This is a genomic window from Pseudomonas sp. FG36, from assembly GCF_057809275.1.
On the sequence record NZ_JBMDJQ010000008.1, the window covers coordinates 87,557 to 105,620 of the forward strand.

The 18,064-nt window shown below is 67.1% G+C and carries 19 protein-coding genes; 7 read left to right on the forward strand and 12 right to left on the reverse strand.

What is annotated here, in order from left to right:
- Positions 1 to 2: 2 nt before the first annotated feature.
- From ACODS9_RS08910 to ACODS9_RS08935, 6 genes are all read right to left on the reverse strand, one after another.
- Complete coding sequence (locus ACODS9_RS08910; RefSeq protein WP_401110367.1) at positions 3 to 749, reverse strand: SDR family oxidoreductase; 747 nt, start codon at positions 747 to 749, stop codon at positions 3 to 5.
- Between the two features lie 95 nt (positions 750 to 844).
- Entirely contained in the window at positions 845 to 2,380 is a 1,536-nt protein-coding gene (locus ACODS9_RS08915) for a DHA2 family efflux MFS transporter permease subunit (RefSeq protein ID WP_046855272.1), read from the reverse strand.
- Positions 2,377 to 3,570 carry an EmrA/EmrK family multidrug efflux transporter periplasmic adaptor subunit gene (locus ACODS9_RS08920; protein ID WP_489093730.1) on the reverse strand — a complete coding sequence of 398 codons (1,194 nt, stop codon included), beginning with the start codon at positions 3,568 to 3,570 and terminating at the stop codon, positions 2,377 to 2,379. Before ACODS9_RS08920 ends, ACODS9_RS08915 begins: the two co-directional genes overlap by 4 nt.
- A 30-nt stretch (positions 3,571 to 3,600) precedes the next feature.
- Positions 3,601 to 4,074 (reverse strand): MarR family winged helix-turn-helix transcriptional regulator, encoded by a 474-nt coding sequence (locus tag ACODS9_RS08925; RefSeq protein WP_038706300.1) that lies wholly within the window; start codon positions 4,072 to 4,074, stop codon positions 3,601 to 3,603.
- Positions 4,075 to 4,396: 322 nt separating this feature from the next.
- Positions 4,397 to 5,536, reverse strand: a complete 1,140-nt coding sequence (locus ACODS9_RS08930) for a glycerate kinase (RefSeq protein ID WP_489093731.1) — start codon at positions 5,534 to 5,536, stop codon at positions 4,397 to 4,399.
- A 111-nt stretch (positions 5,537 to 5,647) separates the two neighbouring features.
- Positions 5,648 to 6,745, reverse strand: a complete 1,098-nt coding sequence (locus ACODS9_RS08935) for a sugar diacid recognition domain-containing protein (RefSeq protein ID WP_489093732.1) — start codon at positions 6,743 to 6,745, stop codon at positions 5,648 to 5,650.
- A gap of 300 nt (positions 6,746 to 7,045) precedes the next feature.
- Here ACODS9_RS08935 and ACODS9_RS08940 point away from each other — a divergent pair, with 300 nt between their 5' ends.
- A complete protein-coding gene (locus tag ACODS9_RS08940) occupies positions 7,046 to 8,377 on the forward strand; it encodes an MFS transporter (protein WP_489093733.1) in 1,332 nt (443 codons plus the stop codon).
- A 45-nt stretch (positions 8,378 to 8,422) separates the two neighbouring features.
- On the opposite strand, the gene ACODS9_RS08945 is transcribed toward ACODS9_RS08940, so the two are convergent.
- Positions 8,423 to 9,532 (reverse strand): DmpA family aminopeptidase, encoded by a 1,110-nt coding sequence (locus ACODS9_RS08945; RefSeq protein WP_489093734.1) that lies wholly within the window; start codon positions 9,530 to 9,532, stop codon positions 8,423 to 8,425.
- Positions 9,533 to 9,549: 17 nt separating this feature from the next.
- Positions 9,550 to 10,914 (reverse strand): APC family permease, encoded by a 1,365-nt coding sequence (locus ACODS9_RS08950; protein ID WP_489093735.1) that lies wholly within the window; start codon positions 10,912 to 10,914, stop codon positions 9,550 to 9,552.
- A gap of 181 nt (positions 10,915 to 11,095) precedes the next feature.
- Here ACODS9_RS08950 and ACODS9_RS08955 point away from each other — a divergent pair, with 181 nt between their 5' ends.
- Positions 11,096 to 11,893 carry a helix-turn-helix transcriptional regulator gene (locus ACODS9_RS08955; RefSeq protein WP_489093736.1) on the forward strand — a complete coding sequence of 266 codons (798 nt, stop codon included), beginning with the start codon at positions 11,096 to 11,098 and terminating at the stop codon, positions 11,891 to 11,893.
- Positions 11,894 to 11,898: 5 nt separating this feature from the next.
- Here the strand turns inward: ACODS9_RS08955 and ACODS9_RS08960 are convergent, their stop codons facing one another.
- Complete coding sequence (locus tag ACODS9_RS08960; protein ID WP_489093737.1) at positions 11,899 to 12,780, reverse strand: LysR family transcriptional regulator; 882 nt, start codon at positions 12,778 to 12,780, stop codon at positions 11,899 to 11,901.
- Between the two features lie 122 nt (positions 12,781 to 12,902).
- Between ACODS9_RS08960 and argC the strand changes: the two genes are divergently transcribed.
- Entirely contained in the window at positions 12,903 to 13,832 is a 930-nt protein-coding gene (argC, locus tag ACODS9_RS08965; protein ID WP_489093738.1) for an N-acetyl-gamma-glutamyl-phosphate reductase, read from the forward strand.
- Between the two features lie 72 nt (positions 13,833 to 13,904).
- The gene (locus ACODS9_RS08970; RefSeq protein ID WP_489093739.1) at positions 13,905 to 14,591 is read left to right on the forward strand and encodes a GNAT family N-acetyltransferase; all 687 of its coding nucleotides are present in this window, start codon (positions 13,905 to 13,907) and stop codon (positions 14,589 to 14,591) included.
- Between the two features lie 5 nt (positions 14,592 to 14,596).
- On the opposite strand, the gene ACODS9_RS08975 is transcribed toward ACODS9_RS08970, so the two are convergent.
- The 3 genes from ACODS9_RS08975 to ACODS9_RS08985 all read right to left on the reverse strand — a co-directional run bounded on the left by ACODS9_RS08975 (position 14,597) and on the right by ACODS9_RS08985 (position 15,846).
- Positions 14,597 to 15,076: a VOC family protein gene (locus tag ACODS9_RS08975; RefSeq protein WP_489093740.1), complete on the reverse strand. Its 480-nt coding sequence runs from the start codon at positions 15,074 to 15,076 to the stop codon at positions 14,597 to 14,599.
- An 87-nt stretch (positions 15,077 to 15,163) separates the two neighbouring features.
- Positions 15,164 to 15,478, reverse strand: coding sequence for a DUF2388 domain-containing protein (locus ACODS9_RS08980; protein ID WP_489093741.1), 315 nt, complete (start codon positions 15,476 to 15,478; stop codon positions 15,164 to 15,166).
- Positions 15,475 to 15,846, reverse strand: coding sequence for a VOC family protein (locus ACODS9_RS08985; RefSeq protein ID WP_489093742.1), 372 nt, complete (start codon positions 15,844 to 15,846; stop codon positions 15,475 to 15,477). Before ACODS9_RS08985 ends, ACODS9_RS08980 begins: the two co-directional genes overlap by 4 nt.
- Before the next feature lie 154 nt (positions 15,847 to 16,000).
- Between ACODS9_RS08985 and ACODS9_RS08990 the strand changes: the two genes are divergently transcribed.
- The 3 genes from ACODS9_RS08990 to ACODS9_RS09000 all read left to right on the forward strand — a co-directional run bounded on the left by ACODS9_RS08990 (position 16,001) and on the right by ACODS9_RS09000 (position 18,063).
- Positions 16,001 to 16,552, forward strand: a complete 552-nt coding sequence (locus tag ACODS9_RS08990) for a GNAT family N-acetyltransferase (RefSeq protein WP_401110332.1) — start codon at positions 16,001 to 16,003, stop codon at positions 16,550 to 16,552.
- A 25-nt stretch (positions 16,553 to 16,577) separates the two neighbouring features.
- The gene (locus tag ACODS9_RS08995) at positions 16,578 to 17,186 is read left to right on the forward strand and encodes a hypothetical protein (protein WP_489093743.1); all 609 of its coding nucleotides are present in this window, start codon (positions 16,578 to 16,580) and stop codon (positions 17,184 to 17,186) included.
- 61 nt (positions 17,187 to 17,247) lie between these two features.
- Positions 17,248 to 18,063 carry a protein phosphatase 2C domain-containing protein gene (locus ACODS9_RS09000; protein ID WP_489093744.1) on the forward strand — a complete coding sequence of 272 codons (816 nt, stop codon included), beginning with the start codon at positions 17,248 to 17,250 and terminating at the stop codon, positions 18,061 to 18,063.
- Position 18,064 lies beyond the last annotated feature (1 nt).

Genomic DNA, 18,064 nt, shown 5'->3' on the forward strand with positions numbered 1-18,064 from the left:
TTCTAACGCCCGCCGCCCAGGTCGATGAAGCTGCCGGTCGAATAGGAGGCCTTGTCCGACAGCAGCCACATAATTGCCTCGGCCACTTCCTCGGGCTTGCCGCCACGGCCCATCGGCAGGCCGGGCTCAAGCTTGCCAACCCGGTCCGGATCGCCACTCAGGGCATGGAAGCCGGTGTGGATGTACCCCGGGCGCACGCCGTTGACGCGCACGCCCTCGCCCGCCACTTCCTTGGCCAGGCCGAGGGTGAAGGTATCCAGCGCGCCCTTGGACGCGGCGTAGTCGACGTACTCGTTGGGCGAGCCCAGGCGCGCGGCCACCGACGATACATTGACGATCGCCCCGCCCTGCCCGCCATGGCGCCGGGCCATGCGCAGCAAGGCATGCTTGGCGCACAGCATCGGCCCGACCACATTGGTCTTCATCACCTTGAGCAGGCGAAACTCCGACATCTCCTCGACCCGGCTCTGCTGGCCGATGGTGCCGGCGTTGTTGACCAGCGCGGTGACCGGCCCGAGCTCCTGGTCGACGCACTGGAACAGGCGCACCACTTCGTCCTCGACGCTGGCGTCGGCGCGCACCGCGATGGCCTCTGCGCCCAGCGCGCGGACCTGCGCCAGCATCGCCTCGGCAGCCTGGTCATCGGCGTGGTAGTTGATGCAGATGCGGTAACCCTGTTGCGCCGCCAGCAACGCGGTGGCGGCGCCGATGCCCCGGCTGGCGCCGGTGATGACGATGACCTTGTCCATGAGCCTGCCAAGTAGTCCGGAAAAGACCTACAAGATTAGGGGAAATGCCATCATTTGAAAACGGCAGGCTTATCGGATCTCTCCACAGCTTGGACTCAATGCCCTGCCGACGCCGGCGCAGCCTTGGCCGTAAACGGTGGCTTGGCCAGCCACACCAGCAGGATCAACCCGGCGAACACCCAGGTCAGTAAGGTGAAGTAGTCCACCGTCGACATCATGTACGCCTGGCTGTTGAGGATCTGCTCAAGCTTCGCGTAGTTCTGCGGGCTGGCCCCGCCCAGTTGCTCCAGGGTCTGGCGGGTGGCCGGCTCGAAGGTGCTGATGTGCTCGCTGAGGTAGGCATGATGCTGGTCGGCCCGACGGATCCAGATCCAGGTGGTCAGCGACGCGGCGAAACTGCCGCCCAGCGTACGCAGGAACGTCGCCAGCCCCGAACCGTCGGCGATCTGGTGCGGCGGCAGGTCCGACAGCAGGATGCTCAAGGTCGGCATGAAGAACAGCGCCACGCCGATGCCCATGAACAACTGCACCAGGGCGATGTGCAGGAAGTCCACCTCATTGGTGAAGCCGGCGCGCATGTAGCAACTGGTGCCGATCGCCAGGAAGGCGATACCGGCCAGCAGGCGCAGGTCGAAACGGTGCGCGTACTTGCCCACGAACGGCGACATCAGCACCGGCAACAGGCCGATCGGCGCCACCGCCAGGCCCGCCCAGGTGGCGGTGTAGCCCATCTGGGTCTGCAGCCATTGCGGCAGGATCAGGTTGATGCCGAAGAACCCCGCGTAGCCGCCCACCAGCACCAGGGTGCCGATGCGGAAGTTGCGGTGCACGAACAGGCGCAGGTTGACCACCGGGTGGCGGTCGGTCAGTTCCCAGATGACGAACACTGCCAGGAACACCACCGAGATCAGCGTGCCGATGACGATGAACGACGACTCGAACCAGTCCAGGTCGTTGCCCTTGTCCAGCACCACCTGCAAGGCGCCGACACCGACAATCAGGGTCAGCAGGCCGATGTAGTCCATGGGCTGGCGGCTGGTGACCACCGGGCGCGTGCGCATCTGCTGGCGCACCACGGCGGCGGCGAACAGGCCGATCGGCACGTTGATGAAGAAGATCCACGGCCAGCTGTAGCTGTCGGTGATCCAGCCGCCGAGGATCGGCCCGGCAATCGGCGCGACCACCGTGACCATCGCCAGCAACGCCAGGGCCATCCCCCGTTTCGCCGGTGGGTACACGGCAATCAGCAGGGTCTGGGTCATCGGGTACAGCGGGCCGGCCACTACGCCCTGGAGCACCCGGAAGAACACCAGCTCGGGCATCGACTGGGCGATACCGCAGAGGAACGACGCCAGCACGAACAGCAGCGTGGCCCAGATGAACAGCTTCACTTCGCCGAAGCGCCGGCTCAGCCAGCCGGTCAGTGGCAGGGCAATGGCGTTACTCACCGCGAACGAGGTGATCACCCAGGTGCCCTGCTCCGAGCTCACCCCGAGGTTGCCGGAAATGGTCGGCAACGCCACGTTGGCGATGGTGGTGTCGAGCACCTGCATGAACGTCGCCAGGGACAGCCCGATCGTGGTCAGCAGCAGGCTCGGCGGGGTGAACTGCGCGGGGGCCGCCTGGCTCATCGCTGGGCCGTCTTGCCGGTGGCGCTGTTCTCGTGGATCAGCCGGGCGATCAGGTCATCGGCCTCGACCAACTGGCGGTCGTACACCTCGGTGGTATAGCTGGCCTGCTGCGGCGGTTGCTGGGCCAGGGCCGGACCACTCTGGTCGTGCAGGTCGACTTCGGCGACGGTAGACAGGCCGATGCGCAGCGGGTGGCTTTTCAGCTGCTCAGGAGCCAGATGGATGCGCACCGGTACCCGCTGGACGATCTTGATCCAGTTGCCGGTGGCGTTCTGCGCCGGCAACAGGGCGAAGGCGCTGCCGGTGCCGGCGCCGAGGCTGTCGACGGTACCGGAGTAGGTCACTTCGCTGCCGTACAGGTCGGCGGTGATTTCCACCGGCTGGCCGATGCGCATGTCGCGCAGCTGGGTTTCCTTGAAGTTGGCGTCGACCCACACCTCGTCCAGGGGGATCACCGCCATGGTCGCGGTGCCCGGCTGCAGGCGCTGGCCCAGTTGCACGGTGCGCTTGGCGACATAGCCGGTGACCGGCGCCACCAGCGTGGTGCGGGCATGGTCCAGGTAGGCCTGGCGCAGGTCGGCGGCGGCGGCCATCACTTCCGGGTGCGACGAGACCACCGTGTCATCGACCAGCGCGGAGCTGGTGTTGAGTTGCTGGCGGGCACTGTTGACGGCGGCCTGGGCCACGGTCAGGTCGTCGCGGGAGTGGGCGACTTCCTCGGCGGCGATGGCACCGCTGTCGGCCAGCACCTTGCGTCGGTTGTAGTCCTGCTGGGCCTTCTGCAGCTCGGCCTGGCGGGTCTGCAGTTGCGCCTTGAGCGAATCGACATTGCTGTACAGCCCGCGTACCTGGCGCACGGTGCGCGCCAGCTTGGCCTCGGCGGCTTGCAGGGCAACTTCGCTGTCGGCCGGGTCGAAGCGCAGCAGCACCTGACCGGCATGCACAAGGTCGCCGTCGTCGGCGCCGATGCTGGTGACGGTGCCAGTGACCAGCGGGGTGATTTCCACGACGTTGCCATTGACATAGGCATCATCGGTGCTTTCGTGCCAGCGCCCGACCAGGCTGTACCAGGCCCAGGTGCCGGCACCGGCGAGGATCAGGATCAACAACAAAGCGAACAGCCAGGCCTTGCGCTTGCCCGAGTTGTCAGGCTCAGCGGCCGGGGTGGAGGTGTCAACGGGAGTGGCCATGACAATACCTTGGAAAATGCGTGACTGGGATCAACGGTCGCCGAAACGGCGGATCGTCAGGGGGTCGCCAGCGCTGAGCAGGACTTTGGCGAGCAGTTGCTCGAGGGTCTTGAGCTCCTCGGGCTGCAGTACGCCGACCAGTTCGTTCATTGCCGCCGCGCCGACCTGGGGCAGGCGGTCGGCCAGGCGCTGGCCGTCGGCGGTCAGGGCCAGGCGCACCTGGCGGCGGTCGTCGGGGCAGCGGTTGCGCAGGATCAGGCCCTTCTGCTCGAGGCGGTCGAGCATGCGGGTCATCGAACCGCTGTCCAGGCCCAGGTAGCGGCACAGTTCGGCCGGGGTATCGACCTGGTACTGGGTGACGATGATCAGCACCTTGAACTGGGCGGCCGTGACACCGTCGGCTTCGAGGTGCCAGTCGAGGATGCGGTCCTTGAGCAGCGCGGCGCGGCCGAGCAGCATGCCGATGGCGCAGGTCTGGAAGTTTTCCGGGGTGAAATGGGACATCGGCGGCCTGCTCGGGTAATTGTGTGAAAATATTACTGCTTAGGCAGTGAATGTCAAAGCTTTGATTAGGAGGCTAAATAAATATTCATCGGGAGGGGGTGAAGGCGCCAGCGTTTTGCTGTGTGGAGTCGGGCTATTGCGTATTCATGTAAGGAGCGCCGCCTGAGGCGGCGCATCGAGATGGATGGCACCGGTTTGACGGGCAAGCACCGCCCCTGTGGGAGCTGGCTTGCCAGCGATGAGGCCCTTGCAAGCATCACGAGACAGTTGCGTCCACAGGGGCCGGGTCAGCCTCATGGAGCCTGGTTGTCTTGGAAAGTCGTCAGCCTTGGCGCGCCACCTGCCACAACCGCGCCACATCCGCGGCCCGCGCCTTGAGCAACGCCCCCGCCTCGGCACAGGCCTGCTCCAGACTCATCGGCCCGCTGGCCAGGGCGAAGGCCGCATCGATGCCCTGCTCGTACAGTTGCTCGTAGCCCGCACCAAGCGTGCCCGCCAGCACCACCACCGGCACGCCGTGGCGCTTAGCTACCCGCGCCACACCAAGGGGCGTCTTGCCGCGCAGGGTCTGGGCGTCGAAGCGCCCTTCGCCGGTAATCACCAGATCCGCGCCCTGCACCAGGGCATCGAGCCCGGCCAGCTCGGCGACCACCTCGACTCCCGGGCGGAACTGCGCACCCATGAACGCCTTGGCCGCAAACCCCATCCCTCCGGCCGCACCACTGCCAGGCTCGTCACGCACATCCTTGCCCAGTACACCCGCGCAATGATCGGCGAAGTGCGCCAGGGCCTGGTCCAGGGCCTGCACCTGCTCGGGGTTGGCACCCTTCTGCGGGCCGAAGATCGCCGAGGCGCCATTGGCGCCGCACAGCGGATTATCGACATCGGCGGCAACGTCCACCCGCACCTGCGCCAGGCGTGGGTCCAGGCCGCTGGCGTCGATGCGCGCCAGCTGCGCCAGGGCCAGCCCGCCCTCGGCCAGCGGCTCGCCCTGGGCGTCCAGCAGGCGCAGACCCAACGCGCGCAACATGCCGCTGCCACCGTCGTTGGTAGCGCTGCCGCCGATGGCCAGGACAATGCGCGAGGCGCCGGCCGCCAGCGCCGCGGCGATCAGTTCGCCGGTGCCCCAGGTGCTGCTGCGACACGCATCGCGCCGCCCGTTGGGCACCAACTGGATGCCACTGGCCTGGGCCATCTCGATCACCGCCGTGCGGCTCTCGGCCAGCCAGCCCCAGGCGGCCTCGACAGGCTCGCTCAACGGGCCGCGCACCACCTGGCGGCGCAGCTCGCCCTGACTGGCGGCGACGATCGCCTCCATGGTGCCTTCACCGCCATCGGCCATCGGGCATTCGATGCGCTCGCAGGCCGGCCACACCTCGACCAGGCCGCTGGCGATGGCGCGGGCGACACCGGCGGCGTCGAGGCTGTCCTTGAACGAATCGGGGGCGATGACGATTTTCATGGGGATTCTCCTGTCCTGTTCCGCGCATGCTGACAGGTGCGCGGTGCACTGGCCTCGGTCGGATGCACAAAACCCAGGGGCGGTTGTTTGGGCGAATGCCTTTGCCAGCCGTCAGTCCACCGGCAACAACTGCAACCCCAGGTACAAGCTCAGCATCCCCTCCATGCGCAACGGGTCCACCTCCCCCACCTCGGCAATGCGCTCCAGCCGGTAGCGCAAACTGTTGCGGTGGATCCCCAGCGCCTCGGCGCAGGCCTGGCTCTGCCCGTCATGGGCGCACCAGGCGCGCAGGGTAAGCAGCAACTGCCCGCTGGCATCCTTGGCGCGAATGCGCTGCAAGGGTTCGAGCAGCTCGTCCAGTGCATCGTCGTTGCGATGCCGCCACAGCAGCGCCGGCAGGCGGTAGCGGGCCAGGCTCAGCAGGCGCTCGTCGGGCAGCACCTCACGACCGTAGGCCAGCAGGTCGCGCACCCGCCGATAACTGCGGCGCAGTTGCTCCAGGCTCTGCGCCGGGCTGCCCAAGGCCAGGCGCTCGACGTCCCAACCATGGCGTTGCAGTCGCTCGAGCAGGCGCGGCTCGTCCACCGGCACGCCAGCTGGCCGGCACCATAGCAGCGACTGCCGCGCAGGGCTGACACACCAGCTGTCGGGGTAGCGGCTCATCAGCCAGGCCGAAAGCGCCTCGGCAGGCGGGCCGCCACGCAACTCGAACAGGCAGGCAATGCGTGGCAGGTTCGGTTTGAGCCCCAACTGCCGGGCTTCATCGACCAGCCGCGGCGAGTCGCCGCTGCCGCCCAGCAACAGCGCCAGCAGGTCGTCGCAGCGCTGGCGGCGCCACTGCTGCTCTACCTGCAGGTGACGCTGGGCCAGGAGCATCTCGGCGGTCATGCGCACCAGCTCGGCGTAGGTGCGCAGTTGCTGAGGATCGCCGGTGAGGCCGAGCACGCCGATCAACCGGCCATCGAGCATTAATGGCAGGTTGACGCCGGGTTGCACGCCCTTGAGGCACTTGGCTGCTTCGACGTCCAGCTCGACGATGCGCCCGTTGGCCAGCACCAGCTGCGCGCCTTCGTGGCGGGTGTTGATACGCTCGGCCTCGCCACTGCCCAGGATCAGCCCCTGGCTGTCCATCACGTTGACGTTGCACGGCAGGATGGCCATCGCCCGGTCGACGATGTCCTGGGCCAGGTCGTGGTCCAGCTCAAACATGTAACAGTCCTCACCTAGGGTCTGTACGAAATGTGTCTGCGCGAAGGCCAGACAAGGCGAAACGGGGGGAGGAAGCGCAGTGTACTGGAGTACATGAGCATTCCGAGCCCCGTTTCAACGCAGTATGGGCGAGTGCAGATACATTTCGTACAGAGCCTAGGCTTTGGTCGGCGGCACAGCAGCCAACACCTGACGCTGTGCAAAAGCACAAAGACAGCCGCGCTACACTGCCCGAGACTTTTCCAGGCGAGCGCCGGCACAGGCGACGCGGTGACAACCATAACAACAGAGAACCCGATCATGGCACACAGCCCCGCCCCTGACCAAGGCAACGAGATCACCCGCAACGCGCTCTACCGGCGCATCACCCTGCGGCTGATCCCGTTCATTTTCATCTGCTACCTGTTCAACTACCTCGACCGCGTCAACGTCGGCTTCGCCAAGCTGCAGATGCTCGACGCACTGAAATTCAGCGAAACCGTGTACGGCCTCGGCGCCGGCATCTTCTTCATCGGCTACGTGCTCTGCGGCCTGCCCAGCAACCTGGCGCTCAACCGCTTCGGGCCGCGGCGCTGGATCGCGCTGATGATGATCGCCTGGGGCAGCCTGTCCACCTGCCTGATGTTCGTCACCACCCCCACCGAGTTCTACACCCTGCGCCTGTTGACCGGCGCCGCCGAAGCGGGCTTCTTCCCCGGCGTTGTGCTGTACCTCTCGCGCTGGTTCCCGGCGGACCGTCGTGGCCGCATCATGGCCTTGTTCATGTCGGCGATCCCGGTGTCCGGGCTGCTGGGCGGGCCGTTCTCCGGCTGGATCCTCGACCACTTCGCCGCGGGCCAGCACGGCCTGGCCGGCTGGCAGTGGATGTTCCTGATTCAGGGCTTGCCCACCGTCGTGCTGGGCGCGTTGGCCATCGTGCTGCTCAGCGACGGCTACCAGAGCGCCCGCTGGCTGAGCCCGGCCGAACGCCAACTGATCGAGGCGGACCTGAAAGCCGACGCCGCCGGCAAGCCGGCCACCCGCGGCGACAGCGTGCTGTCGGTGCTGGGCAACCCGCTGATCTGGACCTTCGGTTTCGTCTACTTCTGTATCCAGAGCGGTGTCTATGCCATCAACTTCTGGCTGCCGTCGATCATCAAGAACATGGGCTTCGACAGCCCCCTGCTGATCGGCTGGCTCAGCGCCATCCCGTACCTGCTGGCCGGTGTATTCATGATTGTCGTCGGCCGCTCGGCGGACCTGCGCAACGAACGCCGCTGGCACCTCGTGGTACCGATGCTGATGGGGGCGCTGGGCCTGCTGATCGCGGTGAACTTCGCCGCCCACCCGACCATCGCCATCCTCGGCCTGTCCATCGCCACCATGGGCGCGCTGACCGGCCTGCCGATGTTCTGGCCGATGCCGACCGCGCTGCTCACCGCCGGCACCGCCGTGGCGGGCCTGGCGATCATCAACTCGGTGGGACAGATGGCCGGCTTCCTCAGCCCCTACCTGGTGGGCTTCATCAAGGACCAGACCGGCTCGACCGATGCGGCGCTGTATGCGCTGGCCGGGTTGATCGTGGTCGGTAGCCTGGTGGCCTTGCGCGTTTCGCGCAGCACCAGCAGCGCCCTGGCAGGCGCTCGCCAGTAAGTGTCGACGAGGCCATCGCGGGCTTGCCCCGCGATGGCCACTACGCTAGTCGCGAGGTTTCCAACCTGCTTCATGCAATGCCGTCAGCAAGGTATCCCCATCCAGCGCCGGCACCACCACCCCTCCCTTGCCCTGCATCGTGCGCCCCGCCAGCAAGGCATTGACGATCGCCTCCTCCACCGCTTCCGCCGCCGCCATGAACAACGCCGAAATATGGTCGTTGTTGAGCATGCGCAACTCGGTGCATTGTTCCAGCCCCTTGCGCGCATAGTCCGCCGGCGGCAGATTCTGGTTACCGGTGGAGAACGCCAGGAAGATATCGCCGCTGGAGTCCTCGGTGCCGCCACCGGTGCGGGCGATGCCGATCGACGCGCGCTGGGCCAGGCGCTGGCACTGGTGTGGCAGCAGCGGCGCGTCGGTGGCGATCACCACCACGATCGAGCCCATGCCCGGGGTGCCGGTCACAGGTTCGGCGAAAGGTGACGGCAAATGCCCCAGCTGACGCCCCACCGGGTAACCGTCCACCCGCAACTCGCGCCGCTGGCCATGGTTGGCCTGGACCAGCACACCGACAGTCCAGCCGCCCTGCCCGTCCTCCAGGCGTCGCGAGGCAGTGCCGATGCCGCCCTTGAACTCGTGGCAGATCATCCCCGTGCCACCACCCACCGGCCCTTCCTGCACCGGCCCCGAGATGGCCGCCTCCTGTGCCTGGCGCACCTGCGCCGGGGTCACGTGCTGGCCCCAGATGTCATTGAGCAAGCCATCGTAGGTTTCCATGACCACCGGCATGCACCAGTACACCGCCTCGTCCGGCAGGCGCTCGCGCTCGGCGGCGATCAGCGCATCGCGCACCACGCCGACGCTATGGGTGTTGGTGATGGCGATCGGCGTGGTCAGCAGGCCAGCCTCACGGATCCACTCCAGGCCCGTGGCGTCGCCGTTGCCGTTGAGCACGTGGCAGCCGGCGAAACAGGGTTGCTGGCGGGCCGCGCTTGCGCGGGGCTCGATCAGCGTCACCCCGGTGCGGATCGGCGCCGCGCATTGTTCGTCGATCAGGGTGCTGTGGCCGACCCGCACCCCTGGTACGTCGGTGATGGCATTGAACGGGCCCGGGGTGCCGTGGCCGAGGGTGATGCCCAGTTGACGCGCACGCATGTGTACTCCTTGGATACTCACAATTTCTGGAAGGTCGGGCTGAGCCGGCCGTGGGTGCTGTACAGCGTCACCGACACGGCCAGCAGCCCGAGGATGATCAACAGGTCGCGCAGGGACGCCTCGCGCAGCAGGGTCACCAGCAGCCAGCCGGCACCGCTGACCGCCAGCAGCGCCGGCAACGGCCACAGCGGCATGCGGTACGGATGCTCGCGGTCGCGGCGCAGTACCCGGCTACACAGGGCGCATGCGGCCACCACCAGGTAGATCAGCAGCAACAGCAGCACGGTGAACGAGGTCAGCTCCTCCAGGCTGCCGGACAGGCTCAGCAAGGCCGACGGCACGGCGAGGAACAGCGTGGCCAGCCACGGCGACTCCCAGCGCGGATGGATCAGGGTGAAGGCACGGTTGAGCGTGGGCGTCCAGATCGCGTCGCGCCCGCTGCTGTACACCACCCGGCCGACCTGGATGACGATCGCCACGATGGCGTTGAACACCGAGAGGAAGATCCCCGCGCTGACCAGCCGCGCCAGGGTCTCGTTGCCATGGGCGGTCAGCAGGTAGCCGATCGGATCGCCGCTGGCCAGCATCGCCTGCAGCGACGGCGCCCCGATCAACAGCGCGGCCAGCGGGATCACCTCGATGGCCACCACCACCGCCAGCGACCACAGCACCGCCCGGTGCACGGTGCGGCCACGGTCCTTCATGTCCTCGGCCAGCAATACCGCGCCACCATAGCCATTGAAGGCGAACAGCGCCATGCCCACCGCGCCCAGCACCAATGCCCAGGGTGCCGCCGTCAGCGCACCTTGCTCGAGCATCTGCGGCTGCAACAGGCTCGTCGCCGGCTGGCTGGCATTGCCGAACCCCAGGATCACGATCACCAGCAGCGCGGCGACCTCGCAAAACAGGAACACCCCGGTGATCCAGGCATTCAGGCGGATATTGAGGATACCCAGGGCGTAGCTCGACACCACGATCACCAAGGCCACGGTCTGGGTATCGAAACGCGTGCCCAAGGCATTGTTCAGGTAGGTGGCGGCGCCACCTGCGAGCACCGGCGGGATGAACAGCATCGAGGCCAGCACGGTGAGGAAGGTGGCATAGCCCGCCAGCCCGCCGAACACGCGCTTGGCGTACACATACTCGCCGCCGGCGGAGCTGTGGGCGCGCCCCAGTTCGGCGTAGCACCAGGCGAACATCAACGCCAGCGCACCGGCCATGATGAACGACAGAAACGCACCACTGCCGGCCTGCTGGATGGCGAACGGGGCAATGACGAACACGGAGCTGGCCGGGGTCACCGCGGAAACGGTGATGGCGACCACGTCGAACACACCCAGGCGCTGCTTGAGCGCGCTTGCGGGCTCTTCGCTGGAGCTCATGGCGTTTTTCCTCTGATTGTTATTGGTTGTGAGGGGAAAACCGGTCGCGCGGCCGCTGGACCTGGGCTGGACTGTAGGCCTGGACAAGCCTTTGGCCAATTACCCTTAGGGGGTACGCCCCTTGACGGGGCGGTGCAAAGCTCTGAACACTGCGGGCCTACCACCAGCCGCGGCGGGCCCCATGCACCATCTATTCAGCGAAGCCAGCGCCCACGCCGGCCTTGCCCGCACCGTCGAGCAGATCGGCCAGCCGCGCTTCTGGCGCCAGTTGATCCTGCTGCTGCAGCAATGGCTGGCGTTCGACAATGCCCTGGCGATGTTCTACCCCCGTACCGGGCTGCCCCGGGCACTGGAAATTTTCGACGCACGGGGTGAAGGCAACCCCGAGGCCATGGCCCTGTACCTGAGTGGCCTGTATCAGCTCGACCCGTTCTACCAGGCCTGCCAGGAGCGCATCGGCGATGGCCTGCATCGCCTGGAAGAAGTGGCGCCGGACCAGTTCCGCCAGAGCGAGTACTACCTCAAGTACTTTCACGACCATGTCCTGGAGGACGAGGTGCAGTTCATCGTCCAGCTCGGCGACAGCGGCGCCCTGTCCCTGTCGCTGGGCCGGCGCGCACGGTTCGACAGCGCCAGCCACGGCCTGCTGGCGCTGGTCTGTCCGTGGGTGGTCGCGCTGATGGCCCAGCACTGGCAGCAGCACAGCTTGCGCCCGGCGCCAGTGGCGGGCATGGCCCACCAGGTGCGCGACGCCATGAGCCTGTTCGGCGCCAAGGTGCTGTCGGAGCGCGAGCTGGAGATCGCCCGGCTTATCCTGCGCGGTTATTCATCGAAGGCCATGGCCGAGCGGCTGGCCATTTCACCGGAGACCATCAAGGTGCACCGCCGGCACTTGTACGCCAAGCTGGACATCTCGTCGCAACCGGAGCTGTTCTCATTGTTTCTGCAATCGCTGGGGCACGATCCGCAGGACCCTTGAGCCTGTCACTGGCGCAACCGCCCCAAGGCCTCCAGCACATGCCCGGTCGCCCGCTCCACCTCACCTTCACGGCAGGCAATACCCAGCTGGCGCCACAAGCCAGGTCGCAATGGCCGTTGGGCGATACGCGCCTGCGGCTGGCGCACCTCACCTTCCTGCGGTAGCAAGGTGGCGCCATACCCGGCGGCCACCAGGCTCTTGATCGCATCGTTGTAGTTCAGCTCGATCCGCGGTTCGGGGTACAACCCTGCGGCAGCAAACCACTCCGAAGTCACCCGCGACAACTGGGTGGTGCTGTCGTTGAGGATCAGCGCCCTGCCGGCCAGCCAGGCCGGGGTGACCCGCGCCGGAGGCTGCCAGTCGGCGGGCACATAGGCCATGATCGGATCGCGCCGCCACGGCGTGATCCTCAAGCCCTTGCCCGCCACCTGCGGCAGCGCCACCAGGCCGATGTCCAGGGTACCTTCGCGCAGACGCGCCAGGGAGGCCTGGGAGGTGAGCACCTGCACCTGCACGTCGATCCCCGGATGATCCACCCGCAGGGTTTCCAGGGCCTGGGGCAACAGGTGGGCGATGGCGCCGGTCGAAGCACCGAGGCGCACCCGGCCGGTCAGGCCCTCGACCTGGCGGCGCACCTCGTCCAGCGCCTGGTCGGCATCGGCCAGCAGGCGCCGGGCGCGCGCCAGCAGCGTCGCGCCGATGGTCGTGGGGCGAACCTGGCCGCGCGTGCGGGTGAGCAATGGGGCACCGATGCGCGCCTCCAGTTCGGCCACATGCAGGCTGATGGTCGGGGGCGCCAGGTTGAGCTGGCGGGCGGCCTGCGCGAAGGACGCGCAGTCGGCGATCACCACCAGGGTGCGTAGGCGGTCGAGGCTGATTTCTCGCATGAGGTCTCGCAAGAGCGGCTATCAATTCAGGATTACTGAACGTGGCCATCATGATATTCAAATTTTCTTTCGTCCAGTGAGCAGCGAGGATTAGCCATCACTCTCGTCACCGGACAATCGACATGCACCAACCCCTCGTCTTCATCGATGGCGACCAAGGCACCACCGGCCTGCAGATCCACGCCCGCCTGCAAGGCCGCGATGACCTGCGCCTGCTAACCCTGCCCGAGGCCGAGCGCAAGGACCCGGCCCGCCGCAGCGAGGCTATCAACAGCGCCGACATCGCCCTGCTCTGCCTGCCCGACGAAGCCGCCCGCGAGGCCGTGGCCACCCTGCGCAACCCGGCGGTGCGGGTGATCGACGCAAGCTCAGCGCACCGTACCGCGCCGGGCTGGGTCTACGGCCTGCCGGAGCTGAACGCCGAGCAGTCCGAGCGCATCGCCACGGCCACCCGGGTCAGCAACCCCGGCTGCTACCCTACCGGCGCCATCGCCTTGCTGCATCCGCTGGTCAAGGCCGGCCTGCTGCCCGCCGACTACCCGCTGAGCATCCATGCCATATCCGGCTACTCCGGCGGTGGCCGTGCCGCGGTCGAGCGCCATGAGCAGCGCAGCGATGATTACCTGCCGACGCTGCAGCTGTACGGCCTGGAACTGGCCCACAAGCATGTACCGGAGATCCAGCGACACGCCGGGCTCAGCGCAAGGCCGGTGTTCGTCCCGGGCTATGGCGACTATCGCCAGGGCATCGTGCTGAGCATCCCCCTGCAGCTGCGCCTGCTGCCCGGGGTAAGCGCCGAACAGCTGCAGGCCTGCCTGGAACAGCACTACCAGGGTGCCCGGCATGTGCAGGTCATGCCCCTGCACCAGCACGGCGCGGCTGCGGCGCTCGACCCGCAGGCGCTGAACGATAGCAATGACCTGCGCCTGGCCCTGTACGCCAACCCCGAGCATGGCCAGGTGCTGCTGACCGCGGTGTTCGACAACCTGGGCAAGGGCGCGTCGGGCGCCGCCGTGCAGAACCTCGATCTGATGCTGGCTGGGCTGCGCTAGCATCTGCGGGTAGAATGGACACCCGCCTCGCCCGGGGCGGGTGTTTCACACCTTGCCGGAGCTCCACCCGCGATGTTCATCCTCCGCCGCCTTGACGGCGTGCCGCCCGAATCCTTCCAGAACCAGATCCGCCAGCTGGTGATCGACCACGTCGGTCAGCTCAGCAGCGTCGCCATCAGCCCGGACAACCCGCTGTACCCACTGTACCAGTACGGTGTCGGCCTGGAGGTGCACCAGTACCTGATGGCCCTGGACGGCACCCGCGGCCTGCGGGTCGAACTGACCCTCGCCCTGGATGCCGACGCGCCGGACCGGTTGCTCGGCTTTGCCCTGGTATTGCCAGCCCAGGACAACCCGCAAGCCTGCGCCCTCGCCTACCTCGCCGTGGACGCCAGCCACCGCCGCCAAGGCATCGCCCGTGGCCTGCTGGATGCCGTGCGTGGCCGCTATGCCTGTGTCGAGCTGAGCGCCTTCGCCCAGCAGGTGCCGTGGTTCGAGAACATGGGCCTGCAGGTAGTCGCCAGCGCCGGGCCGCAGGTATTGATGAGCAGTACCGGCAAGGCCAGCGACGCACTGATCGGGCGGCTGGACATCGCGCCGATCTACCAGACCGTCGAGGTGCGGCAGATCCATGCCTACCTGCTCAAGCAGCAGGGCGAAGCGGCGATGGTCGAGGCCGAACGGCTGCGCGACGTACGGCTGGATACGCTGGCCGAGCAAGCGAGGGCATGCGTCAGCGAACGCAAGCGTGTGCACTGAAGGGTTCAGCCCTTGATGGCTTTCTCGATGGCGGCGATATCGATCCTGCCCATCTGCAGCATCGCCTCGAACGCCCGCTTCGCCACGGCGCGATCGGCGCTGGCAACGGCCTCGGTGAGTATCCGTGGACTGATCTGCCAGGACAGGCCCCATTTGTCCTTGCACCAGCCACAGACACTTTCACTGCCACCATTGCCGACGATGGCGTTCCAGTAGCGGTCGGTCTCTTCCTGGCTGTCGGTCGCCACCTGGAACGAGAACGCCTCGCTGTGGCTGAACGCCTTGCCGCCGTTCAGGCCAATGCAGGGCACGCCCATCACGGTGAACTCGACGGTGATCACGTCGCCCGCCTTGCCCGAGGGGTAGTCGGCGGGCGCCTTGTGCACCGCGGTCACTCGGCTGTCGGGAAAGGTGCTGGCATAGAAGTTTGCCGCGTCCTCGGCGTCGTTGTCGTACCACAGGCAAACAGTGTTCTTGGCGGTCATGGGCGCTCTCCTGGGCGGGTCTCACTGCCCACGAGTCTAGCCCCAGGGTCCACCCACCCCGGGCAAGCGCGATCAACGGCTGGCCAGTCAGCTCCCCTGGCAGGCGAAGGCCCGGGCCAGCTCAAGGTCGCTCAGCGCGCTGGCGTGGTGCAATTGTCGATATTCGTCCAGCGCCTGCTCCAGGCGTGCGCCGCGCAGACGCCCATCGCTGGCGATGAACAGCAGCGCATCGTCGCGGGCGGCCTGGTAGCTGCGCTGCGGGTGGCTGGTGGAGCCGCTCACTGCGGCCGTGCCCAGGCTGGAGCCAACGGTGAAGTGATCGGTGGAGTTGCCCTTGCCGTCCATGGCCCACGCCGGCCCGGCGAGCAGCAGGAGCAGGACAGCGCCGCCACGCAGGTTCAAGAGGCGACCCGCGCGGCTTGCTCGGCGTCACCGTGGCGCTGGCTGAACGCCAGGTAGTAGCCGTTACAATCGCGAACGCCGAATTCACGCGAGCCATAGGCCGTGTCCTGCAATGGCCAGGCGATGTCCGCGTGCTCACGGACCTTGGCGTAGTAACCCTCGACGTCCTCCATCGCCAGGTAGAAGGTGCCGGCGCAACCTGGCGCTTGCCGCCACAGGTCCTGCTCGGTGAAAAGCAGGCTGCAGTCGTGCAACTGCACGGTGAGGGTCGACTGCGCGGTGTCGGTGACCGTGAACTGCAGCACGTCGCGATAGTGACGGCGAGTAGCTTCGAGGTTGGTGCAACGCAAAAGCGGGGCAACAGGCATGCGGGCCTCTTCGTCGGGTGTTCGCGTTGCCGCGGATCATCGCCGTAAACGCCAGCAGCGGCAAGACGCTGTATGCCGGGTTTGCTCGCCATCTGTGTCTAACGGCAATTGTCCGCCACGCCTAGGATCGAAGCCTGTAACCAACGGAGCTGCCATGAACGAACTGCCAACCACCAGCGACTTTCCCGGGCTGGTCCTGCGCCGCTTGCTGCCGGGCGACCAGGCCATGGTCTGCGCCCATCGCGAGGCCATGTTCCTGGAGGCCGGTGGCGACCCTTTGAGCCTGCAAACCATGACCGAACACTTCCGGCCCTGGCTGCAACCGCGCCTGGCCGATGGCCGTTACTACGGTTTCGTGCTGCTGGATGACGAGCAGCCGGTGGCGGCCATCGGCCTGATGTCGATCGACTGGCCGCCGCACCCGGCGCATCCTTGTCACGACCAGCGCGGCTATGTGCTCAATGTCTACGTGGAGCCTTCCCATCGCCGCCGGGGACTGGCTTCGAAACTGATGCGCCTGGCCGAGGCCGAGTTCACCCGGCGCGGCCTGGGCTTTGCCGTCCTGCATGCGACCGAGGTGGGCCGCCCGGTCTATGCCGGCCTGGGCTGGGCGCCGACCGCGGAAATGGCCAAGCACCTCGGCGCTTGCGCTCAAGTCAGCCGCGCAAGCGCCGATACCTCTCATGCATCCGCTCCGGATGCATGATTGTGCAGTTACTCAAGGAAGATTCATGTCGCGTCACAACCTACCAGCGCTGCTGGTCCTGTCACTGTTCCTGTCACTCTCCGGCTGCAACGGCCTGCCCCGCTCCACCACCGACAACGCCCCGCCACTGGGCCCGGTTCTGCCGGACAGCGAGGCGCGCACTACCTGGATCACCCAGGCGCTGGCAGCGGACCCGCTGGCCAGCCAGAACCGCCAGCCAGCACCGCGCCAGAGCAATGCGCAGATCGTCGCCAAACTGCGCCAGGAGCGCGATCTTCAACTGCCGGACGCCTACTGGGCGCAATGGCAACGCAACCTCGATGCCTTCGAGGCCGACACCAGCCGCCACAAGGAAGCGCAACGCGCCCTTTACATCGCCACCTTCACCGATCAGCTCAAGCGCGTCGACGATTTCACCCTGCAACGCCTGGCCTACGCGCCCGACACGCTGGACGCCGCCACCCGCGAGGCGTGGAAGCTCCGCCTGATCGACCGCTACAGCCGCTACATCATCGACAGCGAAGTGACCCGCGACATCATCGACGCCCACCTGCGGCGCATGGCGCTGATGGACCGGCAGTACGGCGTCTGCGCCCTGGACAGCGACTGCTGGGACCGCCCAGCCACGCCGTGATATTTGACGCTTGCAGGTCCAGCGTTCAAGGTTGTCGCACCCCATCGCCCCGGAGTTCTACATGCATTTCGACCTGATCCAGTCCCTGAGCCTGGCCGGCAAGACCGATGTGCCCAATGACGATCGCGTCGGCAGTGCCGACCGCCATGCCTGGGTGATCGACGGCGCCACCGACCTCGGCGCCCCCGGCCTACTCGGTGAGCGCGGCGGCGCGGCCTGGCTCTCGGCCACGGCCCAGCGTGCCTTCGCCATGGCCTCGGGGCCGCTGCGCAAGGTCTGCGAGTCCGTCTTCGACTCGATCGCCCAAGCCTATCTGCAAGACCGTCAGCGCGAGCCCGTGGCCACCTGGGAGTTGCCACGTGCCGCCTTTGCCGCCGTGGCGCTGGAAGGCGAAGAGCTGGTCTGCGCGCACCTGGCCGATTGCGTGGTGCTGCACCGCAGCGTGCGCGGCATTCACTTCCTCACCCCTGAGCCCGACCGCGAGGCCGAGCGCGCAGAAGCTACGGCACTCGGCCCCGGCACCGGCGCCCACGGCGTGCGCACCCCAGCTGTGCTGGCTGATCGACGGGTAGCCCGTGAACGGCCCCGGGCCGTGCTCGGCATCGACGCCCAGCTGTCCAGGGAAGGAACGCTCTACAGCCGCGCGCCAGTGGCCCGAGGCGACGATATCCTGTTGATGAGCGATGGTTTCGCGGCGTTGTTCGACACCTACCGGGCCTACGACCCGGCCGGTTTCATCGAGCGCCTGCTGGCTCACGGCCTCGATGACCTGGCGCGCACGTTGCGTGGCATCGAGCACGACGATGCGGCATGCCTGCGCTATCCGCGCTTCAAGATGAGCGACGACGCCTCGGCGATCTGGTTGCGGGTTGGCTGAA

What these genes read in the sequence shown, in the direction of transcription:
- ACODS9_RS08910 (WP_401110367.1), bottom strand. Translation starts at nt 749, where the DNA reads ATGGACAAGGTCATCGTCATCACCGGCGCCAGCCGGGGCATCGGCGCC.
- ACODS9_RS08915 (WP_046855272.1), bottom strand. Translation starts at nt 2,380, where the DNA reads ATGAGCCAGGCGGCCCCCGCGCAGTTCACCCCGCCGAGCCTGCTGCTG.
- ACODS9_RS08920 (WP_489093730.1), bottom strand. Translation starts at nt 3,570, where the DNA reads ATGGCCACTCCCGTTGACACCTCCACCCCGGCCGCTGAGCCTGACAAC.
- ACODS9_RS08925 (WP_038706300.1), bottom strand. Translation starts at nt 4,074, where the DNA reads ATGTCCCATTTCACCCCGGAAAACTTCCAGACCTGCGCCATCGGCATG.
- ACODS9_RS08930 (WP_489093731.1), bottom strand. Translation starts at nt 5,536, where the DNA reads ATGAAAATCGTCATCGCCCCCGATTCGTTCAAGGACAGCCTCGACGCC.
- ACODS9_RS08935 (WP_489093732.1), bottom strand. Translation starts at nt 6,745, where the DNA reads ATGTTTGAGCTGGACCACGACCTGGCCCAGGACATCGTCGACCGGGCG.
- ACODS9_RS08940 (WP_489093733.1), top strand. Translation starts at nt 7,046, where the DNA reads ATGGCACACAGCCCCGCCCCTGACCAAGGCAACGAGATCACCCGCAAC.
- ACODS9_RS08945 (WP_489093734.1), bottom strand. Translation starts at nt 9,532, where the DNA reads ATGCGTGCGCGTCAACTGGGCATCACCCTCGGCCACGGCACCCCGGGC.
- ACODS9_RS08950 (WP_489093735.1), bottom strand. Translation starts at nt 10,914, where the DNA reads ATGAGCTCCAGCGAAGAGCCCGCAAGCGCGCTCAAGCAGCGCCTGGGT.
- ACODS9_RS08955 (WP_489093736.1), top strand. Translation starts at nt 11,096, where the DNA reads ATGCACCATCTATTCAGCGAAGCCAGCGCCCACGCCGGCCTTGCCCGC.
- ACODS9_RS08960 (WP_489093737.1), bottom strand. Translation starts at nt 12,780, where the DNA reads ATGCGAGAAATCAGCCTCGACCGCCTACGCACCCTGGTGGTGATCGCC.
- argC (WP_489093738.1), top strand. Translation starts at nt 12,903, where the DNA reads ATGCACCAACCCCTCGTCTTCATCGATGGCGACCAAGGCACCACCGGC.
- ACODS9_RS08970 (WP_489093739.1), top strand. Translation starts at nt 13,905, where the DNA reads ATGTTCATCCTCCGCCGCCTTGACGGCGTGCCGCCCGAATCCTTCCAG.
- ACODS9_RS08975 (WP_489093740.1), bottom strand. Translation starts at nt 15,076, where the DNA reads ATGACCGCCAAGAACACTGTTTGCCTGTGGTACGACAACGACGCCGAG.
- ACODS9_RS08985 (WP_489093742.1), bottom strand. Translation starts at nt 15,846, where the DNA reads ATGCCTGTTGCCCCGCTTTTGCGTTGCACCAACCTCGAAGCTACTCGC.
- ACODS9_RS08990 (WP_401110332.1), top strand. Translation starts at nt 16,001, where the DNA reads ATGAACGAACTGCCAACCACCAGCGACTTTCCCGGGCTGGTCCTGCGC.
- ACODS9_RS08995 (WP_489093743.1), top strand. Translation starts at nt 16,578, where the DNA reads ATGTCGCGTCACAACCTACCAGCGCTGCTGGTCCTGTCACTGTTCCTG.
- ACODS9_RS09000 (WP_489093744.1), top strand. Translation starts at nt 17,248, where the DNA reads ATGCATTTCGACCTGATCCAGTCCCTGAGCCTGGCCGGCAAGACCGAT.